A 24,589-nucleotide genomic window follows, 5' to 3' on the forward strand; every position below is an offset into this window, starting at 1 on the left:
ACAACAACGTAAGAAATTAGCCGCGCAATTCCGCGCCGAACTTCTTGCCCGTCTTCTTAATAATGCGCTTACGCACCGACGCTGCTTCTTCAGCAGTCAACGTATGATCCGTTCCGCGCAGACGCAATGCAAACGCTAGCGATTTCTTTCCTTCTGGAATCTGATCGCCAGTGTAAACATCGAACAAGCGTACGTCCTCAAGGATCTCTCCAGCGGCTTCACGAATCACGGATTCTACCTGGGACGATGGGAGATCTGCATCCACCACCAGCGCGATATCTTCCTTCGCTGCCGGGAACGCACTCACTGGTGTAACCGACATCGGACTATCAGACAGTGCCGTGAGGAGAACATCCGCGTCCACTTCAAACGCGATCGAACGCGCCGGAAGATCGAACGCCTGGCACACCTTTGGTGCAAGTTCGCCCGCATAACCGATCACATGGCCGTTTACAGATGCTTCCGCACCGCGCCCTGGATGAAGTGGGGCGTGATCCACGTTGGCGAATTCTACCTTGCCGCCGAGCGTACAGACCAACGTATCAACCGCTGCCAACGCATCGCGCCAATCCCAGGTAACAGCAGGCATATCTGCACATGCTTGTGCCACCAGCGGCGTTGCAACACCAGCAATGTGGTGAGGCTGGGCTGGCATCGCAGCAGCAAGAGCCGCAAGCTGTTCATCAGTTGGACGGCCACCGACATTAGGAGTGGTTGCTGGAACAAGAGCATCTGGGCGCGTAACCAGGGAGGATTCGAAAATAGCCACTGCCGGGTTAGAGCGAGCCACATTCATCTTCGCTGTGTCAAGGAGAGAATCGAGAATCGACGTACGCATGTACGGCGCTTCATCCTGCAACGGGTTCGCCAACACGATCGCGCTACGGCGGGAATCTTCTGCTGGAATAAGCTGCTTATCGAACGTTCCAGCTGAAACGAACGGGTAGGACAGAACCTGAGTCCACCCCTGTTCAGCAAGCGCACGAACCATATCGCGCTGATGGCGCTGGCGCTTGGTCAGGCCTGCACCGCCACGCGGAGTTGGCAGAATCGATGCGATCTCATCGTAGCCAACAAGGCGAGCAACTTCTTCCACAAAGTGAGCAGGGCCTACAAGATCTGGACGCCATGGAGCTGGCGTCACCTGCAGGGTGCCCCGGCCTTCCACCGTACAGCCGATCTCTTCCAAGATCCGCACGATATCGGCTTCTGGAACGTTCAGACCGGTGAGACGGCGAACATCATCCGTTGCGAATTCAATCGGAGCGATTGCAGGAACCGTGTTCACATCGCACACGCCCTCATCGATCGTGCCGCCACCGAAATCAGCGAGCAACTCTGCCACCATTTGCGCAGCGATCGGCGCGAGTGTTGGATCAACACCGCGTTCGAACCGCTTCGATGCTTCAGACGGAAGACGATGACGACGTGCCATACGTGCTACCGATACCTGATCGAAATGAGCCGCTTCGATCAAGATATCCGTGGTTTCATCAGAAACCTCGGTATCCAAACCGCCCATCGTGCCAGCCAGGCCAACAACGCGTGCGCCTTCACCACCACAAGAATCAGCAATCACCAGATCTTCAGGATCAAGCGTGCGTTCAACCGAATCGAGCGTAGTGACCGTTTCACCCGCGCGAGCACGGCGAACAACCAACGGAGCTTCAACTTTGCCAAGATCGTATGCATGGAGTGGCTGCCCCAAATCCAGCATGACGTAGTTCGTGGCATCCACAGCCAACGAAATCGGACGCATACCAGCCGCAGTTAGCCGATCCTGCATCCACTTTGGCGATTGTGCCGCCGAATTTACGCCACGCACAATACGAGTAACGAAGCGATCGGCCCCTGGAACACCATGGATTGGTGCATCGTCACGAACAACAACCGCGAAACCAGAATCATTCGGTGTTGCCAGATCCGTTGCCAAGTTTTCTTCCAAACCAGGATCCGTAAACTTCGCCCCCGTAGAGTGAGCGTATTCGCGTGCTACACCGCGCATCGAAAAGCAATATCCACGATCTGGAGTCACGTTAATTTCAAGCGTTTCACCGCCAAGCCCAAGATACGGCAACACGGATTCACCAACAGCTGGGAGGTTCGCGGCAGCGGCGTCGTCGTCAGAATGAGCCAAAACGATAATCCCATCGTGATCCTGGCCCAACCCCAATTCACGCGCCGAACAAATCATGCCATCAGACACGTGACCGTACGTCTTACGCGCAGCAATCGCAAAATCGCCCGGAAGCACCGCGCCAGGAAGCGACACAACCACGTAATCGCCTTCCACAAAATTGTGCGCACCACAAATAATCCCACGCGACGGGAAATCCACAGGTTCTTTGCCCTCACCTGGAGCATCATTGTGCGAACCAACATCCACGCGGCAGTAGTTAATCAGCTTGCCGTTCTTCTGCTCTTCCTTAACGAGGGTGAGGACTTTGCCGACGACGATCGGCCCAGTGACGTCTGGAGCATGAATTTCTTCTTCCTCCAAGCCGACCTTCACAAGATCTGCAGCAAGTTGAGACGCAGTCAAATCTTCGGGAACTTCCACATGGCTAGCCAGCCAATCAATTGGAATAAGTGGCATCAGTTTCCCCTTCCAGTAGTGCCGAACTGCGTTGAAAAACGGACGTCGCCTTCAACCATGTCACGCATATCAGCAATTGCATTACGAAGCATAAGTGTACGTTCGATACCCATACCGAACGCGAAACCCGTATACTCTTCCGGATCGATTCCAGCGTTACGCAAAACCTCAGGATTGACCATTCCGCAACCGCCCCATTCGATCCAGCCAGCGCCGCCCTTCTTCTGAGGGAACCACAAATCCATTTCTGCAGACGGTTCTGTGAACGGGAAGTACGACGGGCGCAGGCGCGTGCGGGCATCCGGACCAAAAAGCTTACGCGCAAAGTGATCCAGCGTGCCCTTCAAATGCTCCATAGTCAGGCCCTTATCCACGGCCAAACCTTCAATCTGGTGGAACACTGGCGTGTGCGTTGCATCAAGGGCATCCGTACGGAACACCTTGCCTGGGCAGACGATATAGAGCGGGACTCCACGTTCCAGCATCGAATGCGACTGAACTGGTGACGTGTGGGTACGAAGAACAAGGCCTGGCTGCGCCGCGGCTTCTTCACCACTGCCAACCTTTTCCACGCCCTTGACGTAAAACGTATCTTGCATTTGGCGTGCCGGATGATCTGGGCCAAAATTCAAAGCATCAAAGTTGAACCATTCATGTTCAAGTTCAGGGCCTTCTGCGATCTGCCATCCCATTCCCACGAAAAGATCAGAAATATCTTCCATGAGTGCTGGGAGCGGGTGGCGGGCACCGCGTGGCGTGCGACGGAACGGAACTGTCACATCAACAGTTTCTTCAACCAACATACGCGCCTCTGCAGCGGCTTCAATGCGTTCTGTAGCTTCTGCTAACGCTGCTTGGATTTCCTTGCGCGCGCCGCCCATGAGCTTGCCGGCGATTGGGCGCTCTGATTTATCAAGCGATTTGATCTGCATGTTGGCATGGGTGATCGGTGCGTTATCACCGCTGTGCGCAAGGCGTGCATCCTTCAGCTCATCAAGAGACGAGGCATTGGCGAATGCTTCCTTCGCTGCAAGAACAGCCGCTGCGATTCCTGCCTCATCCAACGGACTTAGCGATTCCATAATGGCCTTTCATCGTACATCTGTAACTCTTCTATTGTAAACCGAGTATCCAACATCCTTGTAAGAGAGAGCACATATGATTCGTCACGCTCTACTCGCCAACAGCGTAAAAAGCTCTAAAACGGCATCTTTCTGCGTAGGGTTGAGAATAATTAACTGATCAACGATCACCAAAGGAGACGATCATGACTAACGAAAAGAATATGTTCGAAAAGGCAGCAGACGCCGCCAAGGAACTCTTCGATAATGCGAAAGAGACAGTCACCTCTCCCGAAACCAAGGAAAAACTGACCGATCTAAAAGCAACCGTTGTAGATGGAATTCGCACAACGAGCGAAAAGGCCACTGACGTAGCACGCGATGCCAAGCACAAAGCACAAGATATGCTTGGCCAAAACGATTCCATCGTTGACAAAGCTGATCGCAAACTAGATCAGGCAAGCGAAACTGTATCGGATAAGCTAGGAAATTTTGCCAATCGTGCCGAAGATAAAATCGATGAGGCCAACGATCGATTGGAAGATCAAGAATCCTGATTATCACTAATCCTGGCTTTAAAAACAGCATATAGCCAGATATCTAACGTGTGGGGCCGCATCACTGCGGCCCCACACGTTCACTAACCCAAGGGTCTCGTGGAAGAACTGGCTATGCTCAGTCCATCAAACCAGCTTGGCGAAGAATCTGAGCAATGCCCTCTTCTTCAGCTGGGAGAAGCTTGGATACTGGCTCTGGCATCTGGTTGGAGGAGAAAATACCCAGAACTTTCAGAGCCGTCTTAAAGGCGCCAACACCAGCGCCAAATCCTGTGGTGGAAGATGGAACCATCACGATTCGCATCAAGTCAGAGAGGCGATCTTGTTCCTTACGGACAGTCTCCCAATCCCCCGCCTGGTATGCGTTCCACTGGCGAACGTAGCCAGCAGGATCAACGTTGGCAAGGCCAGGAACCGAACCATCAGCACCGCCCAAGTATGCTCCGTCAACAACCACTTCATGGCCGGTGAGCAGCGAGAGCGGGTGGCCTGCACGTTCGTTGTCCTGTAGGAGGAAACGGAACGAAACGTCGTCACCTGACGAATCTTTCACACCTACAAGAATGCCTTCTTGACCAAGCTTAAGTAACAGTGCTGGTGAAAGTTTGGTGTGAACACACACTGGGATATCGTAAGCAAACATTGGAAGATCCGTTGAGGCCTTCACTGCGCGGAAGTGCTGTTCAACCTGTGGCATACCGCCAAGTGCGTAGAACGGAGCGGTGGCAACGATGCCATCCACGCCAATCTTTTCGGCCTGCTTAACGTGCTCAATCACGCGATCAGTCTGAGTATCGATCACACCAGCCAACACTGGAACGCGCCCGGCAACCACTTCGTTGGTTGCGCGTAAGATTTCTTCACGGCGCGCTGGGGTTGCGAATGCACCTTCACCAGACGAACCCAAAGCAAACACACCATGGACTCCGGCTTCGATCATACGATCGAGACCACGCTGGTACGATTCGGCGTCGAATGAACCATCTTCGTGTTCTGCAACAACTACTGGTGGAATAACTCCACGAAATTCTGTCATGATATTTTTCCTTAAAGAGTTGGGTGTAGCAATGACGGCGCTGCGCCCAGGAGTTTCCGTGTGTAAGGATCTTTCGGATTCGAAAGAAGATCTGCTGCTGGGCCTTCTTCAACAACAAGGCCCTTATTCATCACGGCGATACGATCAGAAACGTAGCGAACCGTTTGAATATCGTGAGAAATGAACACCATTGCGAGGTTCAGTTCTTTCTTGAGATCCGTGAGTAGGTTCAGGATCTGTGCGCGCACTGAAACGTCTAGTGCGGATGTTGGTTCATCTGCGATGATCGCTTTTGGTTCCAGTGAAAGCGCACGAGCAATTGCCACACGCTGGCGCTGGCCACCGGAGAGCTGCCCTGGGAGAGCATCCAATGCCGATGCTGGTAGGCCGACCATCGAAATCAGTTCACTCACACGCTTTTCGCGGTCCGCTTCGGTTCCAATCTTGTGCACGCGCATTGGATCGGCAAGCTGATCGTGCACAACCATACGTGGGTTGAGCGCGGTGGCTGGATCCTGGAACACAACCGACACAACGCGTCCGATACGGCGGCGAGCATCTGCTGTACGCTTCGTGACTTCTTCACCGTTAAAGAACACTTGGCCTTCGGTTGGCATCTGGAGGCCACACATCACATTTGCGGTGGTGGACTTACCACAGCCGGATTCGCCCACGATACCGAGTGTCTGCCCTGGCATGACCTTCATGTTCACGCCGCGAACTGCTTGGATCTTATTTGGTTTGAATAGAGATCCGGTTCGGGTGGTGAAGGTGACCTTGACGTCTCTCAGTTCGATGATAGGTGTGTCTTGAGAATTCACAGCGCTTCACCTGCCTTCTGTGTTTCGGTGGCTTGTTCTGGCCGTGGTGGCAACGCGGCATAGTAGTGCCGTGGGCCAACTTCGGTGAGGACTGGGCGGATGTCCAATCCGTAATCTGGGTGCGAGGATCGTGGCGCGAAGCGATCGCCGATTGGGAAGTCCTTTGGCGATGGCACGGTTCCTGGCACCTGGTGGAGGCGGCCGGATCCAGATTCGATCGAAAGAACTGCGCCCAGCAAACCACGGGTGTATTCGTGGGTTGGGTGGAGCAGAAGTTCGGAGGTTGGCGCCTGTTCGATAACTTGGCCTGCGTACATAACCGTGATCGAGTGGGCAACTTCCGCAACGAGTGCGAGATCGTGGGACACGAAGATCATGGCGAAGCCGAGCTTTTCACGCAGTTCGTTGAGCAGTGCGATGACTTGCTTTTGAACGGTCACGTCCAGAGCCGTAGTTGGTTCGTCTGCGATCACGAGTTTTGGATCGCGCGTGAGTGCCATTGCGATGAGCACACGCTGGCGCTGACCACCGGAGAGTTCGTGTGGGTAGGATTCGAGCGTACGCTTTGGATCCAGACCAACGAGTTCGAGCAGTTCTTCCGCGCTTCGGGTTCCGCCACGCGAGGTGAGCTGCTTCATCTGCGCCTTGATGAGCATTGCTGGGTTGAGCGAGCTGAGGGCGTCTTGGTAGATCATGGCCATTTCGTGGCCAAGTAGCGCTTGACGTTCTTTCACGCTCATCTCGAGCAAGTTCTTTCCTTGGTACAGGAGTTCACCGGAAAGTTCTGCACGAGGATCGATGAGCCCCATGATGGAGAGTGCTGTAATCGATTTACCGCAGCCAGATTCGCCAACAAGGCCCATAGTTTCGCCGGGCGCAACAGAGAAGGACACGTTATCGACGACGTTCACATCCCCGTGGCGTGGGAACTTGATAGAGAAGTTCTTGACTTCGAGCAGCGGCGTCACGCTTGGATCTGCCATAAAACGATCGTTGCGTTGCGTTTCTACGGTATGGAGGGCGTTGATGCGCGCCTGGAGCGATTCGGCTTGTTCTGCGTATGCCTTGCGAGGATCGAGTAAAAGCATGTCTGCTTTACGCTTCGACGACGATGCGACCTGTGCAACCGACACGCCCTTTGGCGCTGCCACCATGGCGTCAGTGATACCTTCAGACAGGATGTTGAGGCAAAGCACGGTAATCATGATGAGGATGCCTGGGAAGAATGCAGTCCACCATTTACCGAGCATAACGGACATGTTGGCAGATGCATCTGACAGGACGTTGCCCCAGGTTGGGACCATTGCGGATTGCAGACCGGAACCGATGAAGGTCAGAGATGCTTCAAGAATGATTGCGTCTGCAACAAGCACTGTTGCGAACACGAGCACTGGTGCTGCAGTGTTACGCATAACGTGCTTGATCAGGATCCATGGTGCGCGAGCACCAGAAACCACAACTGCACGGACGTAATCTTCGCCGTAAGCGCTCATAACGTTTGCACGGACAATACGTGCAAGCTGAGGCGTGTAGACGAATGCGATCGAGCAGATGATAACAAGCAGGATACCTGCGAGGTTGTCGGAGCTGAACCGTGCGGAGAAGACGAGCACGGTGACAGCAGCCATTGCGATACCCGGGACAGCCATAATGATGTCTAGAATACGCATGATGACTTCGGAAATGGACTTGCGAACAACAGCAGCGATGGAGCCAATAATTGCACCGAAGAACAGCGCGATAGCAGTTGCACACAGACCAATGATTAGTGAGAAGCGACCACCGTACAGGAGGCGGGTGAAGATATCACGGCCAACGTGATCAGTTCCGAAGAAGTGTTCGCCACTTGGGGCAGCCCACTTATCGAAAATCGCATCAGGAGCATATGGCGCGATGAATGGTGCAATCAACGAAATAAATGCAATCGTTGTGAGCAAACCTAGAGCGATTCGCGCACCGAGGCTCATATTACTAATTCGGGAGAATTTAGCGCCTGGCTTTGTCACTTTGTTGAGTTTTTCTTTCTTTCCCATGATCACACCGACCTAATACGTGGGTTAATCAGCAAGTAGAGCATGTCAACAATAATGTTGACGATGATGAATGCGATTGCAACCACCAATGCGCCACCCTGAACAAGATTGACCCAGTTGTTCTGGATACCCTTAATAAGAACTTGGCCCATACCGTTGATAGCGAAAATAATTTCGATAACAACAGCACCACCCATGAGATAACCGACTCGAAGACCGAGAACAGTAACCGGGGTGATAAGGGCATTACGCAAAACATTGCGACCAATAACAACAGACTTTGGAATACCTGCTCCAAGAGCAGTGCGGACGTAATCACGATCAAGTTCTTCAACCATCGAGGTACGAACCACGCGAGTCATCTGGCCAATCACTGGAATTGCCAGAGCGACTGCCGGCAGAAGCATGCGGAGGAACCAACCGCTGAAATCGTCAAACATTCCAGGAAGGGCACCCGAAACTGGCAACTTACCGATGAAAGCGAGCACAAGTAGAACAGCTAGCCAGAAAGAAGGGGTACCAATGCAGATAACCGAAAGGACACGGATAACCTGATCTGGCCAACGATCACGGTAGATAGCTGCGATGACTCCTAGTGGGAATGAGAAAAGGACAGCAAGAATGAGTCCAAAGAAAGTCAACTGCAGCGTGACAGGAAGGGCCTGAGCGATGAGCGAAGAAACCGTGTTTGATACACCAACACCGTAGATACCAAGATCACCCTGGACGAGGTTAAGAATGTATGCACCGAGGCGAACCAAGACTGGTTCGTTCAAGCCGTGTTGTGCTCTAAATGCTTCAAGTTCGGTCGGGGTAGCGTTTTCACCAAGAGTACTGTAGGCAGGATCGATTGGGGAAAGTGCCATAATTAAGAAGACGAGGACTGTCACGCCCAGCACCATCACTGGCAACGCAATCAGACGGCGCCCGATGAGTCTAAGTAGATTGTTCATTCCATCTATTCTTTCTGACGACTGTCAAACCTAGAGGGGGCGGATGCGGGTATACGCATCCGCCCCCTCATTGGCTCTATTCAGATGTCTGAATTACTTGTGGCTTGCACCGAGGAGGTACAGACCGGTTGTTGCAATGGGGTCAACGCCATCAAGAGCTGCTGGGTTGTAGGCGGTGATCATTGTACGGTGGAAGAGTGGGAAGATCGGAGCCTTTTCAGCAACGATATCCTGGATCTCGCCCCACTTGGCCTTAGCGTCAGCACCAGCCAAGGATGCTGCTTCAGCCATCAGGTTCTGAATCTTGTCGTAGGTTTCCTTATCGGAATTAGCGAAGTTCGAACGCTTGTGCATCCAAGCGTTGTCTCCGTACCACCAGGAGAAGAAGATGGCCGGATCGTTACCGAAGACCGATGGGTCTCCAGGAGCGAGGATGACATCGTAGGTTGGGTTCTCAACGTCTGCGTTATCAGCGTAGAGAGCTGCCGAAGCCTTGGACTCGATGTTGACCTTCACACCAACCTTCTCAAGGTCTTCCTTGATCTGTGGAGCGAGGTTAGCAACCCATGGGTGATCGGTTGTCAGCAAGGTGATTTCCAAGGAGGAAACTCCAGCGGAAGCCAAGAGCTCCTTTGCCTTGTCAACGGAGTAGCTCAGATCGGTAGCTGGTTCCTTGAAGTCTGGGTTGACCTTTGGCAGGAAGGACTTTGCTTCCACAGCCTTGCCATCGAGGGAAGAATCGATGAGCTTCTGAACGTTGATTGCCTGGCGGAGTGCGCGGCGAACTTCAGGCTTATCGAATGGCGCCTTAGTGGTGTTGAACATCAAGAATGGGTTGTTGTAGCCTTCAACTTCCTTGACTTCCCAACCAGCACCCTTGAGCTGATCGATGGTAGCAGCTGGAACAGCTTCCATCACGTCAGTGGTGCCACCGAGGGCAGCAGCCAAACGCTGGCTGTCATCCTTCTGTGGGTTCCAGACGATCTTCTCGAGTTTTGCTGGGTTCTTGCCATTGTAGTGCTCGTTGACCACAGCGGTCACTGGTGAGCCTTCCTTTGGCGCATCTTCGAACTTGTATGGACCGGAACCGATTGGCTTGGTCTTGAGTTCGTCATCAGTCATGGTTGCTGGAACGACCTTGACGAGTGCCAAGCGCTCCTTAAGCTTTGCGAATGGGGAGTTAAGTTCTACCTTGATGGTGGTGTCATCCTTGGCGGTCAGGGACTTGATCGCCTTGAAGAATGGGGTGTAAAGACCGCCTTCGTTCGAGTTGCGCTCGAAGGACTTGACAACATCCTCAGCCTTGACGTCCTTGCCGTCAGAGAACTTTGCACCTTTACGAAGGGAGATTTCGTAGGTCAGTTCACCAACTTCCTTTGGATCGCCAGCAGCAAGAGCTGCTTCGGTGGAGTAATCTGCCATGTTGAAGTTGTAGAGACCTTCAAGAATGTGCCAGTTAACACCGTTAGCAAGAGCAGATCCAGCGTGGATCGGGCTCCAGTTGGTGGTTTCGTAAGCAACGCCAGCGTTAAGAACGCCGGATGGACCCTTTGCTTCTGGTGCTGCAGAGTCTGCCTTCTTATCCCCTGTAGTACCGCCGCAGGCGCTGAGCGCCAGAGCTGTTGCAGCAAGAGCCGCAACAACGCGAGTCTTCTTGACAAACATATATTTTCCTCTCCATTGAGCATATGAACAGCCGCGACCGACTAGCTCGTATGTTGTCCGACAAATTTATGTTATGGCCTCCTTTGCCAGTGTGCAAGGCAAAACGCCATTTTCATATAACTTTTCGGTAACGATTTCATTCTACTGCATTTTTAGCTAGATGCAGTATCGAAAATATTACGGCACCATTCCGCAAAAGTATGCTCTGATATGCGGAAACTTTCGCTAGCCGCGATGCTGAGCACGCGCCGACGAAAATAAACATATCGACGTCGCCATCGCAACGTTCAATGACTCGGACGCTCCCCACATCGGAATTCGAACCAGACCATCGGCATAGCCGTATTGTTCATCAGTAAAACCATGCGCTTCATTTCCGACCATCCACAATGTTGGGCGACGCAAATCGATAGCTGCGCTTCCCGGTTCGGCAGCGCTTTCTGCGCTGCCGGCTTGCGCAGCAGCCCCGCACTGCGCGCCTTCCGACTCCAAAAGCGCCTGATCAGCTAATTGCCCCAGATCGTATTCTCCGCGACCGTCAGCGATAAGAATTTGGAATCCAGCCTCACGCGCATGAGCCACCACGTCTGCCACATCTTCATCTTCCAAAATGGGAATATGGAAATATGAGCCCGCGCTTGAACGCATCACTTTAGGGTTCGTTGCTTCAACCGAACCGCGCCCTAAAATAACAGCGTCTGCCCCGCATGCATCCGCACACCGAATAATTGTTCCAACGTTTCCTGGATCTACGCTTTCCAATGCGCACACCACAAGTTTTCCGTGCGCAAAGATATCGCGGATATCTTCCTCATCTGGAATAGCAATAACTGCGAAGATTCCTTGCGAATTAGGGGCAACGCTGCTACACAATTCGTTCGGAAGAATATGAGTATATGGATCGACACGACGCAGTAAAGCATCAATATCAGGATGCCGTTCTAACGCTTCTTGCGTCACATACACATCGCGAATACCACGTTCATAGCACAATAAAGCTTCCCGAACCCCTTGTGGACCTTCCACAATTGCTTGTTCGTATTGTACGCGCATTTTCCGGCGGTACAGTCCCGTTGCTTTTTTCAGCTGGCCGGTCATCGTCATCATCGGGGTACGTGGCATGTCATCCTCTTTTCAGTGTCGTAAAAACGACTGCGCTCCCACTCTACTAGTTAAGAGCGGGAGCGCAGAAATTTATTGATTAGAATCAAGCAACTGGAGCATTAACGTCAGCTGGAAGAGCCTTGCGAGCAGCTTCAACAACCGAAGTGAAAGCAGCTGGATCGTTCACTGCCATTTCGGCGAGCATACGACGATCGAGTTCGATACCAGCAAGCTTGAGACCCTGCATGAAGCGGTTGTAAGTCATACCGTTTGCACGAGCACCTGCGTTGATACGTGCGATCCAGAGCTTACGGAACTCGTTCTTACGGACCTTACGATCACGGTAGTTGTACACGAAGGAGTGGGTAACCTGCTCCTTAGCCTTACGGTACAGACGTGAGCGCTGACCACGGTAGCCCGAAGCCCGCTCAAGGACTGTGCGACGCTTTTTCTTGGAATTAACGGCGTTCTTTACGCGTGCCATGTTTCTTTTTCTCCTTTAGTGCGAGCTAGCTCAGATGCCGAGCAATGACTTGACCTGCTTGACGTCTGCCCGAGCCACCGGCTGATCCGAGGACAGGCGGCGGGTGCGGCGGGACGACTTGTGCTCGAGGAGGTGGCGCTTGCCAGCCTGCTCACGCATAAGCTTGCCGGATCCCGTCTTACGGAAACGCTTCTTTGCACCGGAGTGCGTCTTCATCTTTGGCATTTTATTTTCCCTCAATGCTGCCTTTAGAGCAGCGTTCTGTTCTGGCTTCCTCGTGACTGGAAGCGGTTCGTGTCAGCTTGTCGTAAGTAGGCTATTCGTCTTCTTCAGCACCGGTTTTAGAAGCAACACGTTCTGCGTTCTTTTGGGCGCGGCGTGCTTCTTCGGCGCGGCGGTTTTCGCGTTCAGCTTCGCGGCGGCGGCGCTGATCGGACTTCGCCTCAGACTTGCGGCGGGTTGGTGCGAGCACCATCACCATGGAGCGACCATCGACGCGCGGTGCAGATTCAACCACAGCATCTTCTGCAGTATCGGCAGCCAAACGTTCCATAAGCCGGACACCGACTTCTGGACGAGACTGCTCACGGCCACGGAAGCGCAACTGAACCTTGACCTTGTCACCACCGTTGAGAAACTTGATGATTCGCTTCAACTTGGTTTCGTAGTCATGCTGATCGATCTTGAGACCGAGGCGCATTTCCTTTAGTTGCGTGTTGGCTTGGTTGCGACGTGACTCGCGTGCCTTCTGTGCGGCTTCGTACTTAAACTTGCCGTAGTCCATAAGCTTGGCTACTGGCGGGTTCGCGTTCGGCGCCACTTCAACAAGATCGAGGTTCGCTTCCTGAGCGAGTCGCAGTGCATCTTCCACACGTACAACGCCTACCTGCTCTCCAGCAGGGCCCACGAGACGTACTTCAGCCACGTTGATTCGATCGTTGATTCTTGGCTCGTTGATAATTGCTCCTCTAACTTACTTCGACGTGCGACGCGCACGGAGTCCAGAGGGCATACGGTACAGTGCCGTATTCTCGTAACCCGATCCCTTAGGGACCCAGGTGGGATTTTCTCCGCTTGCGTTCCGGCTATTGCCGGTCGGTCACTGAGTTACTTTACCAGCTTGCGTTTACTTTCCCAAAAGCAGCACCGCGCCATTTTCGCGTTTTTTCGGTGAGCTTGCGCACGTTCACTCTGGACGTGGGCGAATTTCTACAAGATCGAGCCGCGCCCGCACGTATGGGTCAGTTTCGAGCGTTGCCGCCACGGCTTGCGCTACAGCAACTACTGTTTCTGTGGCAGAGTCCCGCGAAAAAACCATATCCACGATCGCGGTTCCGTTTACATCTGGCAAAAGTTCGATTGACAGCACATGGTCACGATATTCTTCCGCGAGCTTCGTGATAACACCGCGTATTTTCGGATCGGCCCACGGAGCCAACCATTTTCCGCCTGCCGCCAGCGTAATAACCGCGGTTCTACCCAGCACCGTTTCGTTGTCGGTTCCTGGATCGAGCACGATCAGCCCAGTTTTCTGTTTTAACGTTGCGATAGCGGTAGCTTCGATGCTCACTGGCACCGGCCGCGCTGTTGCGTTCCAGTTAGTTAGCGCTTCCGCGTGAGAAAAGACGACGACGGCGGAGCGGCCATTGTGCACCTGGGCTGTGACAAGCCCTTCTTCACGTTCCAATGGATGGGATGGTTGGCTGGTATGTTCGAGGACTTTCCCGTTGGCGTCTGTGCCCGGATGCGCGTGTGGGATAACCGGCAGGAGAACACGATCTAGTGCGCGCACGATGTTCTCAACACGCTGATCTGATGACGATTCGTATGCCTTACGCAATTCCTGTGGCATGGAGCCATCATCGTTGGCATACGGATTCGGAGTAAGAAGAGATGCGAGATCAGGCATCGTTTTCATCTCCTGCAGGATTCATAGCGCCCAGAATTTCAGCAATTTCTTTATGAGAGAGGTGTTCAACACTGCCTTCGATATCCGCAGGCTTCTTCTCTCCCAAAATGAGGTATTCAACTAGAGGATCAACCGCATTCAATAACAGACCGCCAGGTATTTCTTCTCCACGTTCGCCGTTCATATAGCGCACACCCGATACAATGCCAGATGTGCCAGCTTCGGCCCCGACGTCGTCTCCCAATTCGGCAACCATCAAGACAACTCCGTACGGCGATAACTCGGAAAGTAACGCAGCCACAAGTTCTGGCTGATCGGAAGGTTCAATGGAATCGTCATTACCCGATGTTTCCCCAAGCAACTCGGAAATATCCCAATCGTCAAACTCTTTTACCGGAATATCACGAACTACTACTGCCCCATATTCTGTGGGAACAACGGAAGCGGTAATCCCCCGAAGGCTCAGCACTGCTGCAACGATATGAGGATGTTCGAACGTAGTAAGAATGATGTAACGGCGCGCAGAGTTCACAGGTTCAACCTTTCATGATGATTCAGTCTCCTATTTTATGCGTCCTCAAACCCTAAAAACAAAACTTAGGACTACCGTCCCAAGGCGTGCCTAACCTTGCTATACCAACATTTCTTTTCCGAGTAGGGTGATAAACATAGGGAAGTTAGAGACGAAAGGAGTATAAAGTGACTCTTACTTTTAATAATGCTGCGTGTAATTGCGACGTCAAACGTGGCGCTCCTTCACACCTAAATTTCACGCCTGCACACGAAGATTCCGCTGAGCTTGGCACAAAACTCAACTGGCTCCGCGCAGGTGTTCTGGGCGCAAACGATGGCATCGTGTCTACAGCCGGTATCGTTATGGGAGTTTCTGGCGCTGCCGTAGATAATCATGCACTTTTTGCCGCCGGTTTGGCAGGCATGGTGGCTGGCGCGCTTTCGATGGCGGCGGGCGAATACGTCTCTGTGTCCACTCAGCGCGATACGGAAAAGGCGGCGGTAGATCACCAGCGTGCATTCTTCACTCGCGATCCATACGGGGCTCAGATGCGGCTGGCCAGTTTAATTGCGGGCAAAGGAATTTCCAAGCCTCTTGCCTGGCGGATATCTGAAGAACTCGCCAAGAAGGATCCCGTTCACGCGCTCACTCAATACGAATACGGGATTGATGCAGATGAACTCACGAATCCGTGGCATGCTGCATGGGCTTCGATGGTGGCGTTCGTTCTTGGAGCCACCATTCCATTCTTGGCGATGATCTTCTCCCCTGCTAGCCTCGCAGTTGGGCTCACCGTCATATCTGTGAGCTTTGCGTTGGCGATCACCGGATCCGTTTCTGCATGGCTTGGAGGAGCACCGATCGTTCCGGCCACACTCCGAAATATCGTGTGGGGAAACTTGGCCATGTGGGTCACGTATGGAATCGGAATCCTCGTAGCTAACGTCTAGCTACCTCTCCTATGACTCCTGCGTGACCTGATCCACGGCCCCACCAAACCGGCGATTGCGGGATGCATACTGTTCGATGCATCGCCACAACACATTCCGATCAAATTCTGGCCATGGTTCATCAACGAACATCATTTCGGCATACGATGCCTGCCAGAGCATAAAGTTGGACGTGCGTTGTTCGCCTCCGGAACGGATAAACAAATCGACGTCCGGTAGGTGCGGCTGGTAGAGCGCCTGGGCAATCGTTTCTTCGTTGATCTTTCGCGGCTTGATCTCACCGCGCGCGGCCGCCGCCGCAATCTCCGCAACAGCATCCGCGATCTCTGCACGCCCGCCGTAGTTACAGCAGAAATTCAAGGTCATAGTGGAGTTGTACATAGTGAGGCGCTGGGCTTCTTGCAGCTCCTTGATAACCGAGCTCCACAAACGCGGCTGGCGCCCAGACCACACAATCTTTACTCCCCAATCGTCAAGTTCGTGCCGGCGCCGGTGAATCACATCCCGTGAATAATTCATCAAAAAGGCAATTTCGGATGGGGAACGTTTCCAGTTTTCGGTGGAAAACGCATACACAGATACCACCTCAACACCGATTTCAACTGCCCCTGCAAGAACATCCATCAGCGCCTTTTCGCCAGCCCGATGCCCTTCGGTTCGCGGTAAATGGCGTTCATTAGCCCACCGCCCGTTGCCGTCCATCACAACAGCAACGTGCTTTGGCACAGCATCGGCAGGAATTGCAGGTGGCCCTGCAATTCCTGCCGGAGGAGCAATAGGGTCATGCATTGTTGGCGTGATTCGTTCCATGGTTCCTCATTTTACGTCAAGAAGCCGTAGAGACTTCACGTGTTTTTCGATATGCCATTGGGAGTAAGCACCGACGATGGCGGCGGCAGATTTGCGCGCAGCGATCGTGGCAGCATCTGCACTGGCCCAATCTCCTACGATCAGCGCCAGCAACAACTGCCAGGTTTCCACAGACGGCGTTGCTGATCCTACAGGCCGGCAATCATCGCACACTGCCCCACCTGCGGCGATATTCAGCGCCGAATGAGGCCCCGGCACGCCACACGACGCGCATTCATCGATAGAAAATCCCCAACCGGCCACCATCATCGATCGCAAGATATAGGAATAGACGATCAATTCAGGAGGATGCACCTGCTGAGCTACGGCGTAGAGAGCACCGTGAAGCAACGCGAAGAGTTGAGGATCGGCCGCACTGTCGCTGTCATTAATAATGTCCGCAAATTCTACGATCGCACTGGCTGCCGTATAGGCATCATAGTTGCGCCCAATCGTGCGGCCATATTGCGAAAGCGTATCCACCTGCGAAATCGTATCGAGCGTTTTCCCTAAGTAAATCTGCACATCCACGTGGGAAAACGGTTCTACTCGCGCCCCGAAGCGCGAGCCCGTTTTCCGCACGCCTTTGGCAACAGCCCGGATTTTTCCGTGATTGCGTGAAAGCATGGTAATCACACGATCTGCTTCCCCAATATCGTGAGTACGCAGCACGATGGCATCATCGCGGTAGGTTTTCACGCCAGATCAGAACCCTAAACGGCCAAGTTGTTTAGGATCGCGCTGCCAATCTTTTGCCACTTTGACGTGGAGATCAAGATAGACTTTTCGGCCAAGCAACCGTTCAATATTCGCGCGCGCCTGCTGGCCTACTTTGCGCAAACGCTGCCCTCCGTGTCCAATAATGATGCCCTTTTGCGATGGACGTTCCACAAAAATATGGACATGGATATCGATTAGCGGCGGTCGTTGAGCGCCCGGTTTCGCTTCACGTTCGATCATTTCTTCAACGACGACGGCGATCGAGTGCGGAAGTTCGTCACGCACGTCTTCAAGTGCGGCTTCGCGTACGAATTCTGCGATCATGGCTTCGTCAGATTCGTCAGTTACAGCATCCATCGGATACAGCGGTGGCGAAAGCGGCATATGCTTCAAGAGCACATCGGCGGCCAAGGCAACCTGTTCCCCGGACTTCGCACTGAGCGGGATAATTTCAACAAAATCGTGCAGTTGGCTGACATCGATCAATTTCGCTGCCAGATCCTCACGCGAAATTTTATCGATCTTGGTCACAGCAGCGAAAATCGGAACGCGGGCCTCAGCAAGTTCACGCAACAAATAACGATCGCCCGGGCCGATCTTCTCATCAGCCGGCAAACACATAAGCGCAGCATCCACACCATCAAGCGAATCACGAACCATATCGTTTAAACGTTCACCAAGGAGCGTACGCGGCCGGTGCAGACCAGGCGTATCAACAAGAATCAACTGCCCGTGATCACGTTGCACGATACCGCGAACGATTCGACGCGTTGTTTCTGGCTGATTAGCCGTAATCACGATCTTTGTTCCCACCAGTGCGTTGGTGAGAGTTGATTTGCCGGCGTTCGGGCGCCCAACAATAGAAATGAAACCAGCCCGGTAATCTTCTGGCCAGCTAGCAATCATCGAATCAGTCACTTTGGTTCGTCCTCTTCTGTTTCAACACGCGAAGCGATAATAGTTTGTAGGAGTTTACGCCGGCCTTCAAATCGGTCAGCACTCATGGTTACGCCATACGCTTGCGCGCACGATCCAACGATAGGGATCCGGCCCAGCGCCTTGGTTAGAAGGCCGCCAGCGGTTTCGACGTCGTCGTCGTCAATCTTAATACCAAAAAGCTCCCCAAGTTCATCCGCTGGAAGGCGAGCCGGAACACGAAAAACTCCAGGCGATAACTCTTCGATTTCAGGTTCGGCCCTGTCATGTTCGTCCACCATATCCCCCACGATTTCTTCCAAAATGTCTTCGATCGTGACCAAGCCGGCGATCCCGCCGTATTCATCAACAGCAAGAGCCATATGCTTCGCGTCTGCACGCATCTCACGCAACAGATCGTCAGCCATCTTCGTTTCCGGAACAAACACAGGTTCGCGCATCACATCAGAAACGGTGAGCGAATCCGCATCCACCCTCCGGTGAGTCTTACGAATCGCATCCTTCAGATACAAAATGCCCACCACGTCATCGCTTTCCTCCGCAATAACAGGAGCACGCGAATACCCAGAACGATTGAACAGCGAAATGGCCCGATCCAGTGGCTCATCTGCACCAATCGTAATCATATCCGGGCGCGGAACCATCACTTCACGAACCATCGTTTCAGACAGTTCGAACACGGAACGCACGATCTCACGTTCTTCATCTTCCAATGCTTCGGATTCGGATACGCGCTCAACCATGTAGGTGCGCTGATCGTCGTCGGTATCCCCCGCATCATCATCAGAATCACGGCGCGAGACAAAAATCGAACCGATCTTCGTAAGCCACCACAACAACCGGCCACCTAAGCGAACCGACCGCACAGGATACTTAAAACCCAAAGTGGGAGGGATAATAATGTTGGTCAAACCGAGCGTGAGCAGCATCGCCATCACAACGCCCACCAAGTTCAGCATCAGGTTGCGGAACACCAACCCCACCAAAACCATCAACGTGGCACCCAGCAACACCAAAATACCTGAACGAACCGCAGTCACGGCAGTAATCGCCGCCAACCGGTGAGTCACAATCAGCGAAACGAACGGGCCAGACTGCCCCTCATCTTCTGCTTCCTCCACCTGCGTATGCGTAATACGCGACAGGGCCGAAAGTAGCAACGCGCCAAACGCAGCCAATAGCGCACACGTTACCGCAATCGTGATAAGAATCGGCAACGGCACAGATTCTATTTCAGACACTGCTACTCCACCGTAGGAGCGATGTCATCGATAGTCGCATTCGGATCTTGTGGATCGCGCGGGCGGCGCGCCAAGAAGGTCAACAGCAAACGCCGCTGAAGTTCAAACATTTCCTTCTTTTCGTCCGGTTCCGCATGATCGTAGCCCAGCAAATGCAAAATACCGTGCGTGGTGAGAAGCAGGATTTCTTCCATCGTGTTGTGCCCCGCCGCCAGCGCCTGACGCGCCGCGACCTGCGGACAAATAGCGATATCTCCCAGCATGCCAGGCGTAGGTTCCACGCCCAGCGGCGTTGGCCGCAGTTCATCCATAGGGAAAGACATGACGTCAGTTGGGCCTTCCAGATCCATCCATTCCACATGCAAGGCAGACATCGCTTCCTCATCGAGCATCACGATGGAGAGATCAGATTGTTGATGCACCCGCAGATCGTCCAAAACCCACGTGGCTAGCTCCGAAATTTCTTCAAGCTGTGGCGCTGGCTCAAAACCAGATTCGTCATTAACCTCAATCATGGGTATCCTCTCCTGCGTATCGTGCGTATGCATCGATGATGTCTGCTACCAAGCGGTGACGCACCACGTCCCCTGCTCCAAGTTCAATAAATTTAATATGGTCCACGTTACGCAAGATCCGCCGCACGATTCCGAGTCCCGATGTGGTGTTGCGCGGCAGATCCACCTGGGTTAAATCGCCTGTGACCACGATCTTCGAGTTGAATCCCAGGCGCGTGAGGAACATTTTCATTTGTTCCGGCGTGGTGTTTTGGGCTTCGTCAAGGATCACGAAGGCATCGTTGAGTGTGCGGCCGCGCATGTATGCAAGTGGCGCCACTTCGATTGTACCTGCAGCCAGGAGTTTCGGAATTGCTTCCGGATCGAGCATATCGTAGAGAGCATCGTAGAGCGGCCGCATGTACGGATCGATCTTGTCATTCAGCGATCCTGGCAGGTAGCCGAGCGATTCGCCAGCTTCCACGACAGGGCGAGTCATGATGATTCGCTTCACCTGGTTTGTTTGGAGCGCCACCACGGCTTTCGCCATCGCTAAGTATGTTTTTCCTGTACCTGCTGGGCCGATTCCAAACACAATCGTGTTTTCATCGATCGCATCCACGTATTCTTTCTGGCCGAATGTTTTTGGCCGGATAGTTTTCCCGCGGTTGGTGAGAATATCGGTGGTGAGGACTTCTTTTGGCTTGTTGAGGCCGTTAGTCATGATTGTCATGGCCCGTTCCACGGCGTCAGTTGTGAGGTGTTGCCCGGACGATGCCACAGAGACGAGTTCGCCGATCAGGCTTCGCGCAATATCCACGGAGGCTTCGGGGCCAGTTATCTGAATATCACGCCCGCGGACGTAGAGTTGCGCCGGCGCAAGGCCGCGTTCGAGCGCACGGAGCACTTCATCGCGGTGCCCGAGCACATTGATCATCGGGATACGTTGCGGAACAGTTACAGTATGCGAGGTAGTCATCAGTTCCATTCTACGCACGTATGACCGCGATTGCCCACGGTCCCGCCGTTGCGGAACGCAGGACGTGTTCGCCTAACAGGACGACGCGCCCGCCCGCGTTCGTGAGAAGTTCGAGTTCTTTGTCGGTAATTCCACCTTCAGGCCCGACGACGATCATCACCTTGCGGCTGGAGCTATCCAGTTGCGTCGTGATCGGCGTGGTGGCGCTTTCATGGCAGATGTAGACCACGCCGCCATCGGCACAACAATCGGCGATATGGCAAGCCAAAGACGCGCTAGAGTGCGGCTGATCCACAGTAGGAATCCAGGAACGGCGCGATTGCTTCGCAGCCGATTGTGCTGTGGCTTCCCAACGCCCAACGCCCTTGCGAGCCTTGGCAGGATCGGACCACGAGACGATACTGCGTTCAGCCTGCCACGGAATGAAGGCATCTGCCCCATATTCCGTTGCTGTTTCTACCGCTTGTTCATCACGGCCTCCCTTAGCGAGTGCCTGAACAAGAGTAATCTGCGGGTTATGAGCAGGATCGTTCGCTACGTGCTCCACTGTGCCAACCAGCGAACTCTTAGCCACGTCCGTCACAGTAATCGTGGCGCGCAAGCCCTTGCCATTAACAATATCTATCCGCTCCCCTACACGAGTACGCCGAACCGTAGCAGCGTGACGGGCCTCATCGCCGTCGAGACGAATCGTCTCCCCCACGCAAGCCGCGGATAAATCAGGATCCACATACACTGGCAAGGTCATCAGGCACGCCCAGTAAACTTATCGCGCAGCTTAGAAAACACTGATCCGCCGGCTGTCACTGGCTTCGCATGACGTTCTTCACCACGAAGCTTCGCAAGCTGTTCAAGCAAAGCGCGCTGATCGTCGTCGATCTTCGTAGGCGTAGCCACCGAAATCTGAAGCTTCACATCGCCACGCGTGCCACGATGCAAACGCCCCACGCCCAAACCAGGCAACGAAATCACGTCACCCGACTGCGTGCCAGCCTCAATCTTGATCGTGTGAACGCCATCAAACGTATTCACATCCAAGGTGGTTCCCAACGCAGCCGACGTCATCGGAACTTCAATCGCCCCAATCAAATCGTCACCCTCGCGAGCAAAAAACGGATCTTCAGCAATATACACTTCTAAGAACAGATCGCCTGCAGGACCGCCAGCCTGACCGGCGTCACCCCGGCCTTGCATACGAATCCGCATACCATTCCCAACACCCGCTGGAATATTCACCGTGACGGAACGGTTCGCGCGAACACGGCCCTCCCCCGCACACTCAGGACACGGCGTCACAATAATCGTTCCATATCCCTGGCAGTGACTACACGCAACAACGGACACCATCTGGCCTAAAATCGAATTCGTCACGCGCTGAACAGAACCCGAACCATGGCACTCGGTACACGTCACTGGAGACGTACCCGGAGCAGTCATATCCCCATGGCACGTATTGCACTCAACAAACGAATTAACCGTGATCGTCTTCTCAACGCCAAAAACCACGTCCTTTAACGACAAATCCAGGCGAACCAACGAATCCGCACCACGGCGAACACGCGACGCCGGACCTCGCTCAGCCGCGCCACCGCCAAAGAAACTCGTGAAAATATCGCCAAAACCGCCATCAAAACCGAAGCCACCAGCGCCGCCAAAGCCGCCAGCACCACCGTTCTTCACAGCATCCGCGCCACCCAGATCGTACATCTGACGCTTTTCCTTATTCGAAAGCACATCGTAAGCCTCAGAAACTTCCTTAAACTGCTCCGCGCCATCAGGCCCGGCAACATCAGGATGGAGCTTACGCGCGAGCTTCCGGTAAGCCTTCTTAATTTCTTCCGGAGTTGCGTTACGGTCTACACCAAGCGTGCGATAGTAATCAGCCACGTGTTCCTTCTTCGATAGTTACATGTGAAAAATTGATTTTAACGGTGGTCATGCGTTCCACCAAGAATATTCGACAAATAGCGAGCAACCGCATGGACTCCCGACATCGTGTGGTGGTAATCCATGCGCGTTGGGCCAATAATTCCCAGGCGCGCAACCGACGTATTTCCCGTACCCGAATACGATGTGGACACCACCGACGCGTTATCCAACTCCGTATCCACGTTTTCGCGGCCAATATGGACCGAAAGACTATCGTCCATATGCGCCAGCATTCGCATCAATACCACCTGTTCTTCCAGCAGATCGAGCATTGAGGACAGGGAGCCATCAAAATCTAGATCGTACTGGGCCAGGTTTTTACGGCCCGCCACCACCACGTGTTCTTCCGATTCTGCGGCGAGCGTGTGGGAAATCGCCGTGGTGATCGTGGTGGCAAGAGACGCGAGGTGTTCTGGGACATCCGCGTAGACGCGTTCGAACGCTGTGTCCAGTTCTTGAAGCTGTTTGCCCGCACACTGCGTATTCATGATCGTGCGGATCAGGGCGATGCTTTCTGGCGGCACCGGAGCCGTGAGAGTGAGAGTGCGTTCTTCCACGCGGGCTGCGTCCGTGATAATCACGAGCAGGAGGTGGAGTTCACCGAGCGGCACGATTTCTACGTGACGCAGGGCCGTGCGGCGCAGGGATGGGTATTGGATGACTGCCACTTGGCCTGTGATGTGGGCAAGGGCGCGGGTAGCACGGTCCAGGACGTCATCTAGATCTACAGCTTCGCTGAGGATCTTTTCAATCGCACGGCGTTCTGGGGCCGAAAGCGGTTTAAGTTCATGAATCGAATCGACGAATTCGCGATAGCCCGCATCCGTTGGGACGCGCCCTGCCGACGTGTGTGGCTGGACGATCAGCCCAGCTTCCTCCAAGTGAGACATATCGTTGCGTACCGTTGCCGGCGATACACCCAGCTTGTGCCGTTCCACAATTCCCTTAGAGCCAACCGGTTCGCGGGTGGCAACGTAATCACGCACGATCGCACCCAGCACAATTTTCCTGCGTTCGTCTGACACGTTCCCTCCTCACTGTGTGTTGGCACTCGCCTGCCCCGAGTGCTAATTCTACGTGGGAAGGCTGGGAGTTTCATGGCAGCACACGGCTCTGGTCACCGATCTCACGTTGGGCGAACGTTTGCGACGTTAAGGCAGTATTTCAGGATGCAATAAGATGCATATCGTTTCACAACGTGCCAAAATACTTACGCTTCCTCTGCGTGCCACGGTACATAGAGAGAACAGCATTAATACGCGCCGACAACGCATTTCTACGCTTTCCTGACGGAAGCAGTTCTACTCCCGCTAAAAGTTCCGCAACAGTAATCGCTGTAATAGCAATATCATCCGTACAAGATTTTAGCCATGACGTAACTGATTCATTAGGGACGGTCCGGAGAATCTCTGTAATAACGTTCGTATCGAGAATAATCACTGAAGCACCGCCGTCCGTGCACGTTCCTCACGCTCAGAAATTGGAAGATCATCAATTCCACCCACTTCTTGAATAGACTTCATGAGCGCTAAAGCAATATTCGGTTTCCTAAGACTACTTGCCAGGATGTCCCGTACTTCTGATTCAATAGCGCCTTTCTCCAAAATTTTGCTATACGATCAGATCACTAGCTTTTCGTACATACTCTTATCTCATCTTCCCCTTCTGGCTTAGTGGGATGCATGTATTCCTGATTTTGCAAATAAGTGATGAGTTTTTGATTATTTTCAGCGGGATGCCTCGTGTTAATTTGAGTGT

At 53.4% G+C, this 24,589-nt stretch carries 24 protein-coding genes and 1 pseudogene; 2 read left to right on the top strand and 23 right to left on the bottom strand.

The window, feature by feature from the left end; translation table 11 throughout:
• Nucleotides 1–16 precede the first annotated feature (16 nt).
• Nucleotides 17–2,596 carry a phenylalanine--tRNA ligase subunit beta gene (pheT, locus tag ARCH_RS04875; RefSeq protein WP_013170174.1) on the bottom strand — a complete coding sequence of 860 codons (2,580 nt, stop codon included), beginning with the start codon at nt 2,594–2,596 and terminating at the stop codon, nt 17–19.
• Nucleotides 2,596–3,678, bottom strand: a complete 1,083-nt coding sequence (gene pheS, locus ARCH_RS04880) for a phenylalanine--tRNA ligase subunit alpha (protein WP_013170175.1) — start codon at nt 3,676–3,678, stop codon at nt 2,596–2,598. Before pheS ends, pheT begins: the two co-directional genes overlap by 1 nt.
• A gap of 185 nt (nt 3,679–3,863) precedes the next feature.
• Here pheS and ARCH_RS04885 point away from each other — a divergent pair, with 185 nt between their 5' ends.
• Nucleotides 3,864–4,214: a hypothetical protein gene (locus tag ARCH_RS04885; protein ID WP_013170176.1), complete on the top strand. Its 351-nt coding sequence runs from the start codon at nt 3,864–3,866 to the stop codon at nt 4,212–4,214.
• Nucleotides 4,215–4,332: 118 nt separating this feature from the next.
• On the opposite strand, the gene ARCH_RS04890 is transcribed toward ARCH_RS04885, so the two are convergent.
• The 11 genes from ARCH_RS04890 to ARCH_RS09360 all read right to left on the bottom strand — a co-directional run bounded on the left by ARCH_RS04890 (nt 4,333) and on the right by ARCH_RS09360 (nt 14,751).
• The gene (locus ARCH_RS04890; protein WP_261974476.1) at nt 4,333–5,253 is read right to left on the bottom strand and encodes a dihydrodipicolinate synthase family protein; all 921 of its coding nucleotides are present in this window, start codon (nt 5,251–5,253) and stop codon (nt 4,333–4,335) included.
• Nucleotides 5,254–5,261: 8 nt separating this feature from the next.
• The gene (locus tag ARCH_RS04895) at nt 5,262–6,071 is read right to left on the bottom strand and encodes an ABC transporter ATP-binding protein (protein WP_013170178.1); all 810 of its coding nucleotides are present in this window, start codon (nt 6,069–6,071) and stop codon (nt 5,262–5,264) included.
• Nucleotides 6,068–8,104 carry a dipeptide/oligopeptide/nickel ABC transporter permease/ATP-binding protein gene (locus ARCH_RS04900; protein WP_013170179.1) on the bottom strand — a complete coding sequence of 679 codons (2,037 nt, stop codon included), beginning with the start codon at nt 8,102–8,104 and terminating at the stop codon, nt 6,068–6,070. The genes ARCH_RS04895 and ARCH_RS04900 overlap by 4 nt, the downstream gene beginning before the upstream one ends.
• 2 nt (nt 8,105–8,106) lie before the next feature.
• A complete protein-coding gene (locus ARCH_RS04905) occupies nt 8,107–9,057 on the bottom strand; it encodes an ABC transporter permease (protein ID WP_013170180.1) in 951 nt (316 codons plus the stop codon).
• Nucleotides 9,058–9,150: 93 nt separating this feature from the next.
• On the bottom strand, nt 9,151–10,722 hold the full coding sequence (locus ARCH_RS04910) for an ABC transporter substrate-binding protein (protein ID WP_013170181.1): 1,572 nt from the start codon (nt 10,720–10,722) through the stop codon (nt 9,151–9,153).
• Between the two features lie 225 nt (nt 10,723–10,947).
• Entirely contained in the window at nt 10,948–11,844 is an 897-nt protein-coding gene (locus ARCH_RS04915; protein ID WP_013170182.1) for a TrmH family RNA methyltransferase, read from the bottom strand.
• An 85-nt stretch (nt 11,845–11,929) separates the two neighbouring features.
• Nucleotides 11,930–12,310 carry a 50S ribosomal protein L20 gene (gene rplT / locus ARCH_RS04920; protein ID WP_013170183.1) on the bottom strand — a complete coding sequence of 127 codons (381 nt, stop codon included), beginning with the start codon at nt 12,308–12,310 and terminating at the stop codon, nt 11,930–11,932.
• A gap of 30 nt (nt 12,311–12,340) precedes the next feature.
• Nucleotides 12,341–12,535 (bottom strand): 50S ribosomal protein L35, encoded by a 195-nt coding sequence (gene rpmI / locus ARCH_RS04925; protein WP_013170184.1) that lies wholly within the window; start codon nt 12,533–12,535, stop codon nt 12,341–12,343.
• Nucleotides 12,536–12,626: 91 nt separating this feature from the next.
• Nucleotides 12,627–13,271: a translation initiation factor IF-3 gene (infC, locus tag ARCH_RS04930; protein WP_081440773.1), complete on the bottom strand. Its 645-nt coding sequence runs from the start codon at nt 13,269–13,271 to the stop codon at nt 12,627–12,629.
• A 225-nt stretch (nt 13,272–13,496) separates the two neighbouring features.
• Entirely contained in the window at nt 13,497–14,219 is a 723-nt protein-coding gene (locus ARCH_RS04935; protein ID WP_013170186.1) for an SseB family protein, read from the bottom strand.
• The gene (locus ARCH_RS09360; protein ID WP_013170187.1) at nt 14,212–14,751 is read right to left on the bottom strand and encodes a hypothetical protein; all 540 of its coding nucleotides are present in this window, start codon (nt 14,749–14,751) and stop codon (nt 14,212–14,214) included. Before ARCH_RS09360 ends, ARCH_RS04935 begins: the two co-directional genes overlap by 8 nt.
• A gap of 167 nt (nt 14,752–14,918) precedes the next feature.
• Here ARCH_RS09360 and ARCH_RS04945 point away from each other — a divergent pair, with 167 nt between their 5' ends.
• The gene (locus ARCH_RS04945; protein WP_013170188.1) at nt 14,919–15,683 is read left to right on the top strand and encodes a VIT1/CCC1 transporter family protein; all 765 of its coding nucleotides are present in this window, start codon (nt 14,919–14,921) and stop codon (nt 15,681–15,683) included.
• Nucleotides 15,684–15,692: 9 nt separating this feature from the next.
• Here ARCH_RS04945 and ARCH_RS04950 read toward each other — a convergent pair whose 3' ends face one another.
• The 10 genes and pseudogenes from ARCH_RS04950 to ARCH_RS04995 form a co-directional block, all read right to left on the bottom strand.
• Nucleotides 15,693–16,493 carry an isoprenyl transferase gene (locus tag ARCH_RS04950; RefSeq protein ID WP_013170189.1) on the bottom strand — a complete coding sequence of 267 codons (801 nt, stop codon included), beginning with the start codon at nt 16,491–16,493 and terminating at the stop codon, nt 15,693–15,695.
• 6 nt (nt 16,494–16,499) lie between these two features.
• Complete coding sequence (gene recO, locus ARCH_RS04955) at nt 16,500–17,231, bottom strand: DNA repair protein RecO (RefSeq protein ID WP_013170190.1); 732 nt, start codon at nt 17,229–17,231, stop codon at nt 16,500–16,502.
• A 6-nt stretch (nt 17,232–17,237) separates the two neighbouring features.
• Nucleotides 17,238–18,146, bottom strand: a pseudogene (era, locus tag ARCH_RS04960) (GTPase Era); the annotation flags it as partial.
• A 20-nt stretch (nt 18,147–18,166) separates the two neighbouring features.
• Nucleotides 18,167–19,429, bottom strand: coding sequence for a hemolysin family protein (locus ARCH_RS04965; protein ID WP_013170192.1), 1,263 nt, complete (start codon nt 19,427–19,429; stop codon nt 18,167–18,169).
• 2 nt (nt 19,430–19,431) lie between these two features.
• Nucleotides 19,432–19,944: an rRNA maturation RNase YbeY gene (ybeY, locus tag ARCH_RS04970; protein WP_013170193.1), complete on the bottom strand. Its 513-nt coding sequence runs from the start codon at nt 19,942–19,944 to the stop codon at nt 19,432–19,434.
• Nucleotides 19,937–20,902 (bottom strand): PhoH family protein, encoded by a 966-nt coding sequence (locus ARCH_RS04975; protein ID WP_013170194.1) that lies wholly within the window; start codon nt 20,900–20,902, stop codon nt 19,937–19,939. Before ARCH_RS04975 ends, ybeY begins: the two co-directional genes overlap by 8 nt.
• A gap of 10 nt (nt 20,903–20,912) precedes the next feature.
• Entirely contained in the window at nt 20,913–21,650 is a 738-nt protein-coding gene (locus ARCH_RS04980; RefSeq protein WP_013170195.1) for a 16S rRNA (uracil(1498)-N(3))-methyltransferase, read from the bottom strand.
• Complete coding sequence (gene dnaJ, locus ARCH_RS04985; protein WP_013170196.1) at nt 21,650–22,789, bottom strand: molecular chaperone DnaJ; 1,140 nt, start codon at nt 22,787–22,789, stop codon at nt 21,650–21,652. Before dnaJ ends, ARCH_RS04980 begins: the two co-directional genes overlap by 1 nt.
• A 38-nt stretch (nt 22,790–22,827) precedes the next feature.
• Complete coding sequence (gene hrcA / locus ARCH_RS04990; protein WP_013170197.1) at nt 22,828–23,856, bottom strand: heat-inducible transcriptional repressor HrcA; 1,029 nt, start codon at nt 23,854–23,856, stop codon at nt 22,828–22,830.
• 166 nt (nt 23,857–24,022) lie between these two features.
• The gene (locus ARCH_RS04995; RefSeq protein ID WP_013170198.1) at nt 24,023–24,271 is read right to left on the bottom strand and encodes a PIN domain-containing protein; all 249 of its coding nucleotides are present in this window, start codon (nt 24,269–24,271) and stop codon (nt 24,023–24,025) included.
• Nucleotides 24,272–24,589 lie beyond the last annotated feature (318 nt).

Origin of the sequence: Arcanobacterium haemolyticum DSM 20595, from assembly GCF_000092365.1 — a bacterium.
Lineage (GTDB): Bacteria > Actinomycetota > Actinomycetes > Actinomycetales > Actinomycetaceae > Arcanobacterium > Arcanobacterium haemolyticum.

Coding starts and splice junctions, on each gene's coding strand:
- pheT (WP_013170174.1), bottom strand. CDS start 2,596: ATGCCACTTATTCCAATTGATTGGCTGGCTAGCCATGTGGAAGTTCCC.
- pheS (WP_013170175.1), bottom strand. CDS start 3,678: ATGGAATCGCTAAGTCCGTTGGATGAGGCAGGAATCGCAGCGGCTGTT.
- ARCH_RS04885 (WP_013170176.1), top strand. CDS start 3,864: ATGACTAACGAAAAGAATATGTTCGAAAAGGCAGCAGACGCCGCCAAG.
- ARCH_RS04900 (WP_013170179.1), bottom strand. CDS start 8,104: ATGGGAAAGAAAGAAAAACTCAACAAAGTGACAAAGCCAGGCGCTAAA.
- ARCH_RS04905 (WP_013170180.1), bottom strand. CDS start 9,057: ATGAACAATCTACTTAGACTCATCGGGCGCCGTCTGATTGCGTTGCCA.
- ARCH_RS04910 (WP_013170181.1), bottom strand. CDS start 10,722: ATGTTTGTCAAGAAGACTCGCGTTGTTGCGGCTCTTGCTGCAACAGCT.
- ARCH_RS04915 (WP_013170182.1), bottom strand. CDS start 11,844: ATGCCACGTACCCCGATGATGACGATGACCGGCCAGCTGAAAAAAGCA.
- rplT (WP_013170183.1), bottom strand. CDS start 12,310: ATGGCACGCGTAAAGAACGCCGTTAATTCCAAGAAAAAGCGTCGCACA.
- rpmI (WP_013170184.1), bottom strand. CDS start 12,535: ATGCCAAAGATGAAGACGCACTCCGGTGCAAAGAAGCGTTTCCGTAAG.
- ARCH_RS04935 (WP_013170186.1), bottom strand. CDS start 14,219: ATGCCTGATCTCGCATCTCTTCTTACTCCGAATCCGTATGCCAACGAT.
- ARCH_RS04950 (WP_013170189.1), bottom strand. CDS start 16,493: ATGGAACGAATCACGCCAACAATGCATGACCCTATTGCTCCTCCGGCA.
- ybeY (WP_013170193.1), bottom strand. CDS start 19,944: ATGATTGAGGTTAATGACGAATCTGGTTTTGAGCCAGCGCCACAGCTT.
- ARCH_RS04975 (WP_013170194.1), bottom strand. CDS start 20,902: ATGACTACCTCGCATACTGTAACTGTTCCGCAACGTATCCCGATGATC.
- ARCH_RS04980 (WP_013170195.1), bottom strand. CDS start 21,650: ATGACCTTGCCAGTGTATGTGGATCCTGATTTATCCGCGGCTTGCGTG.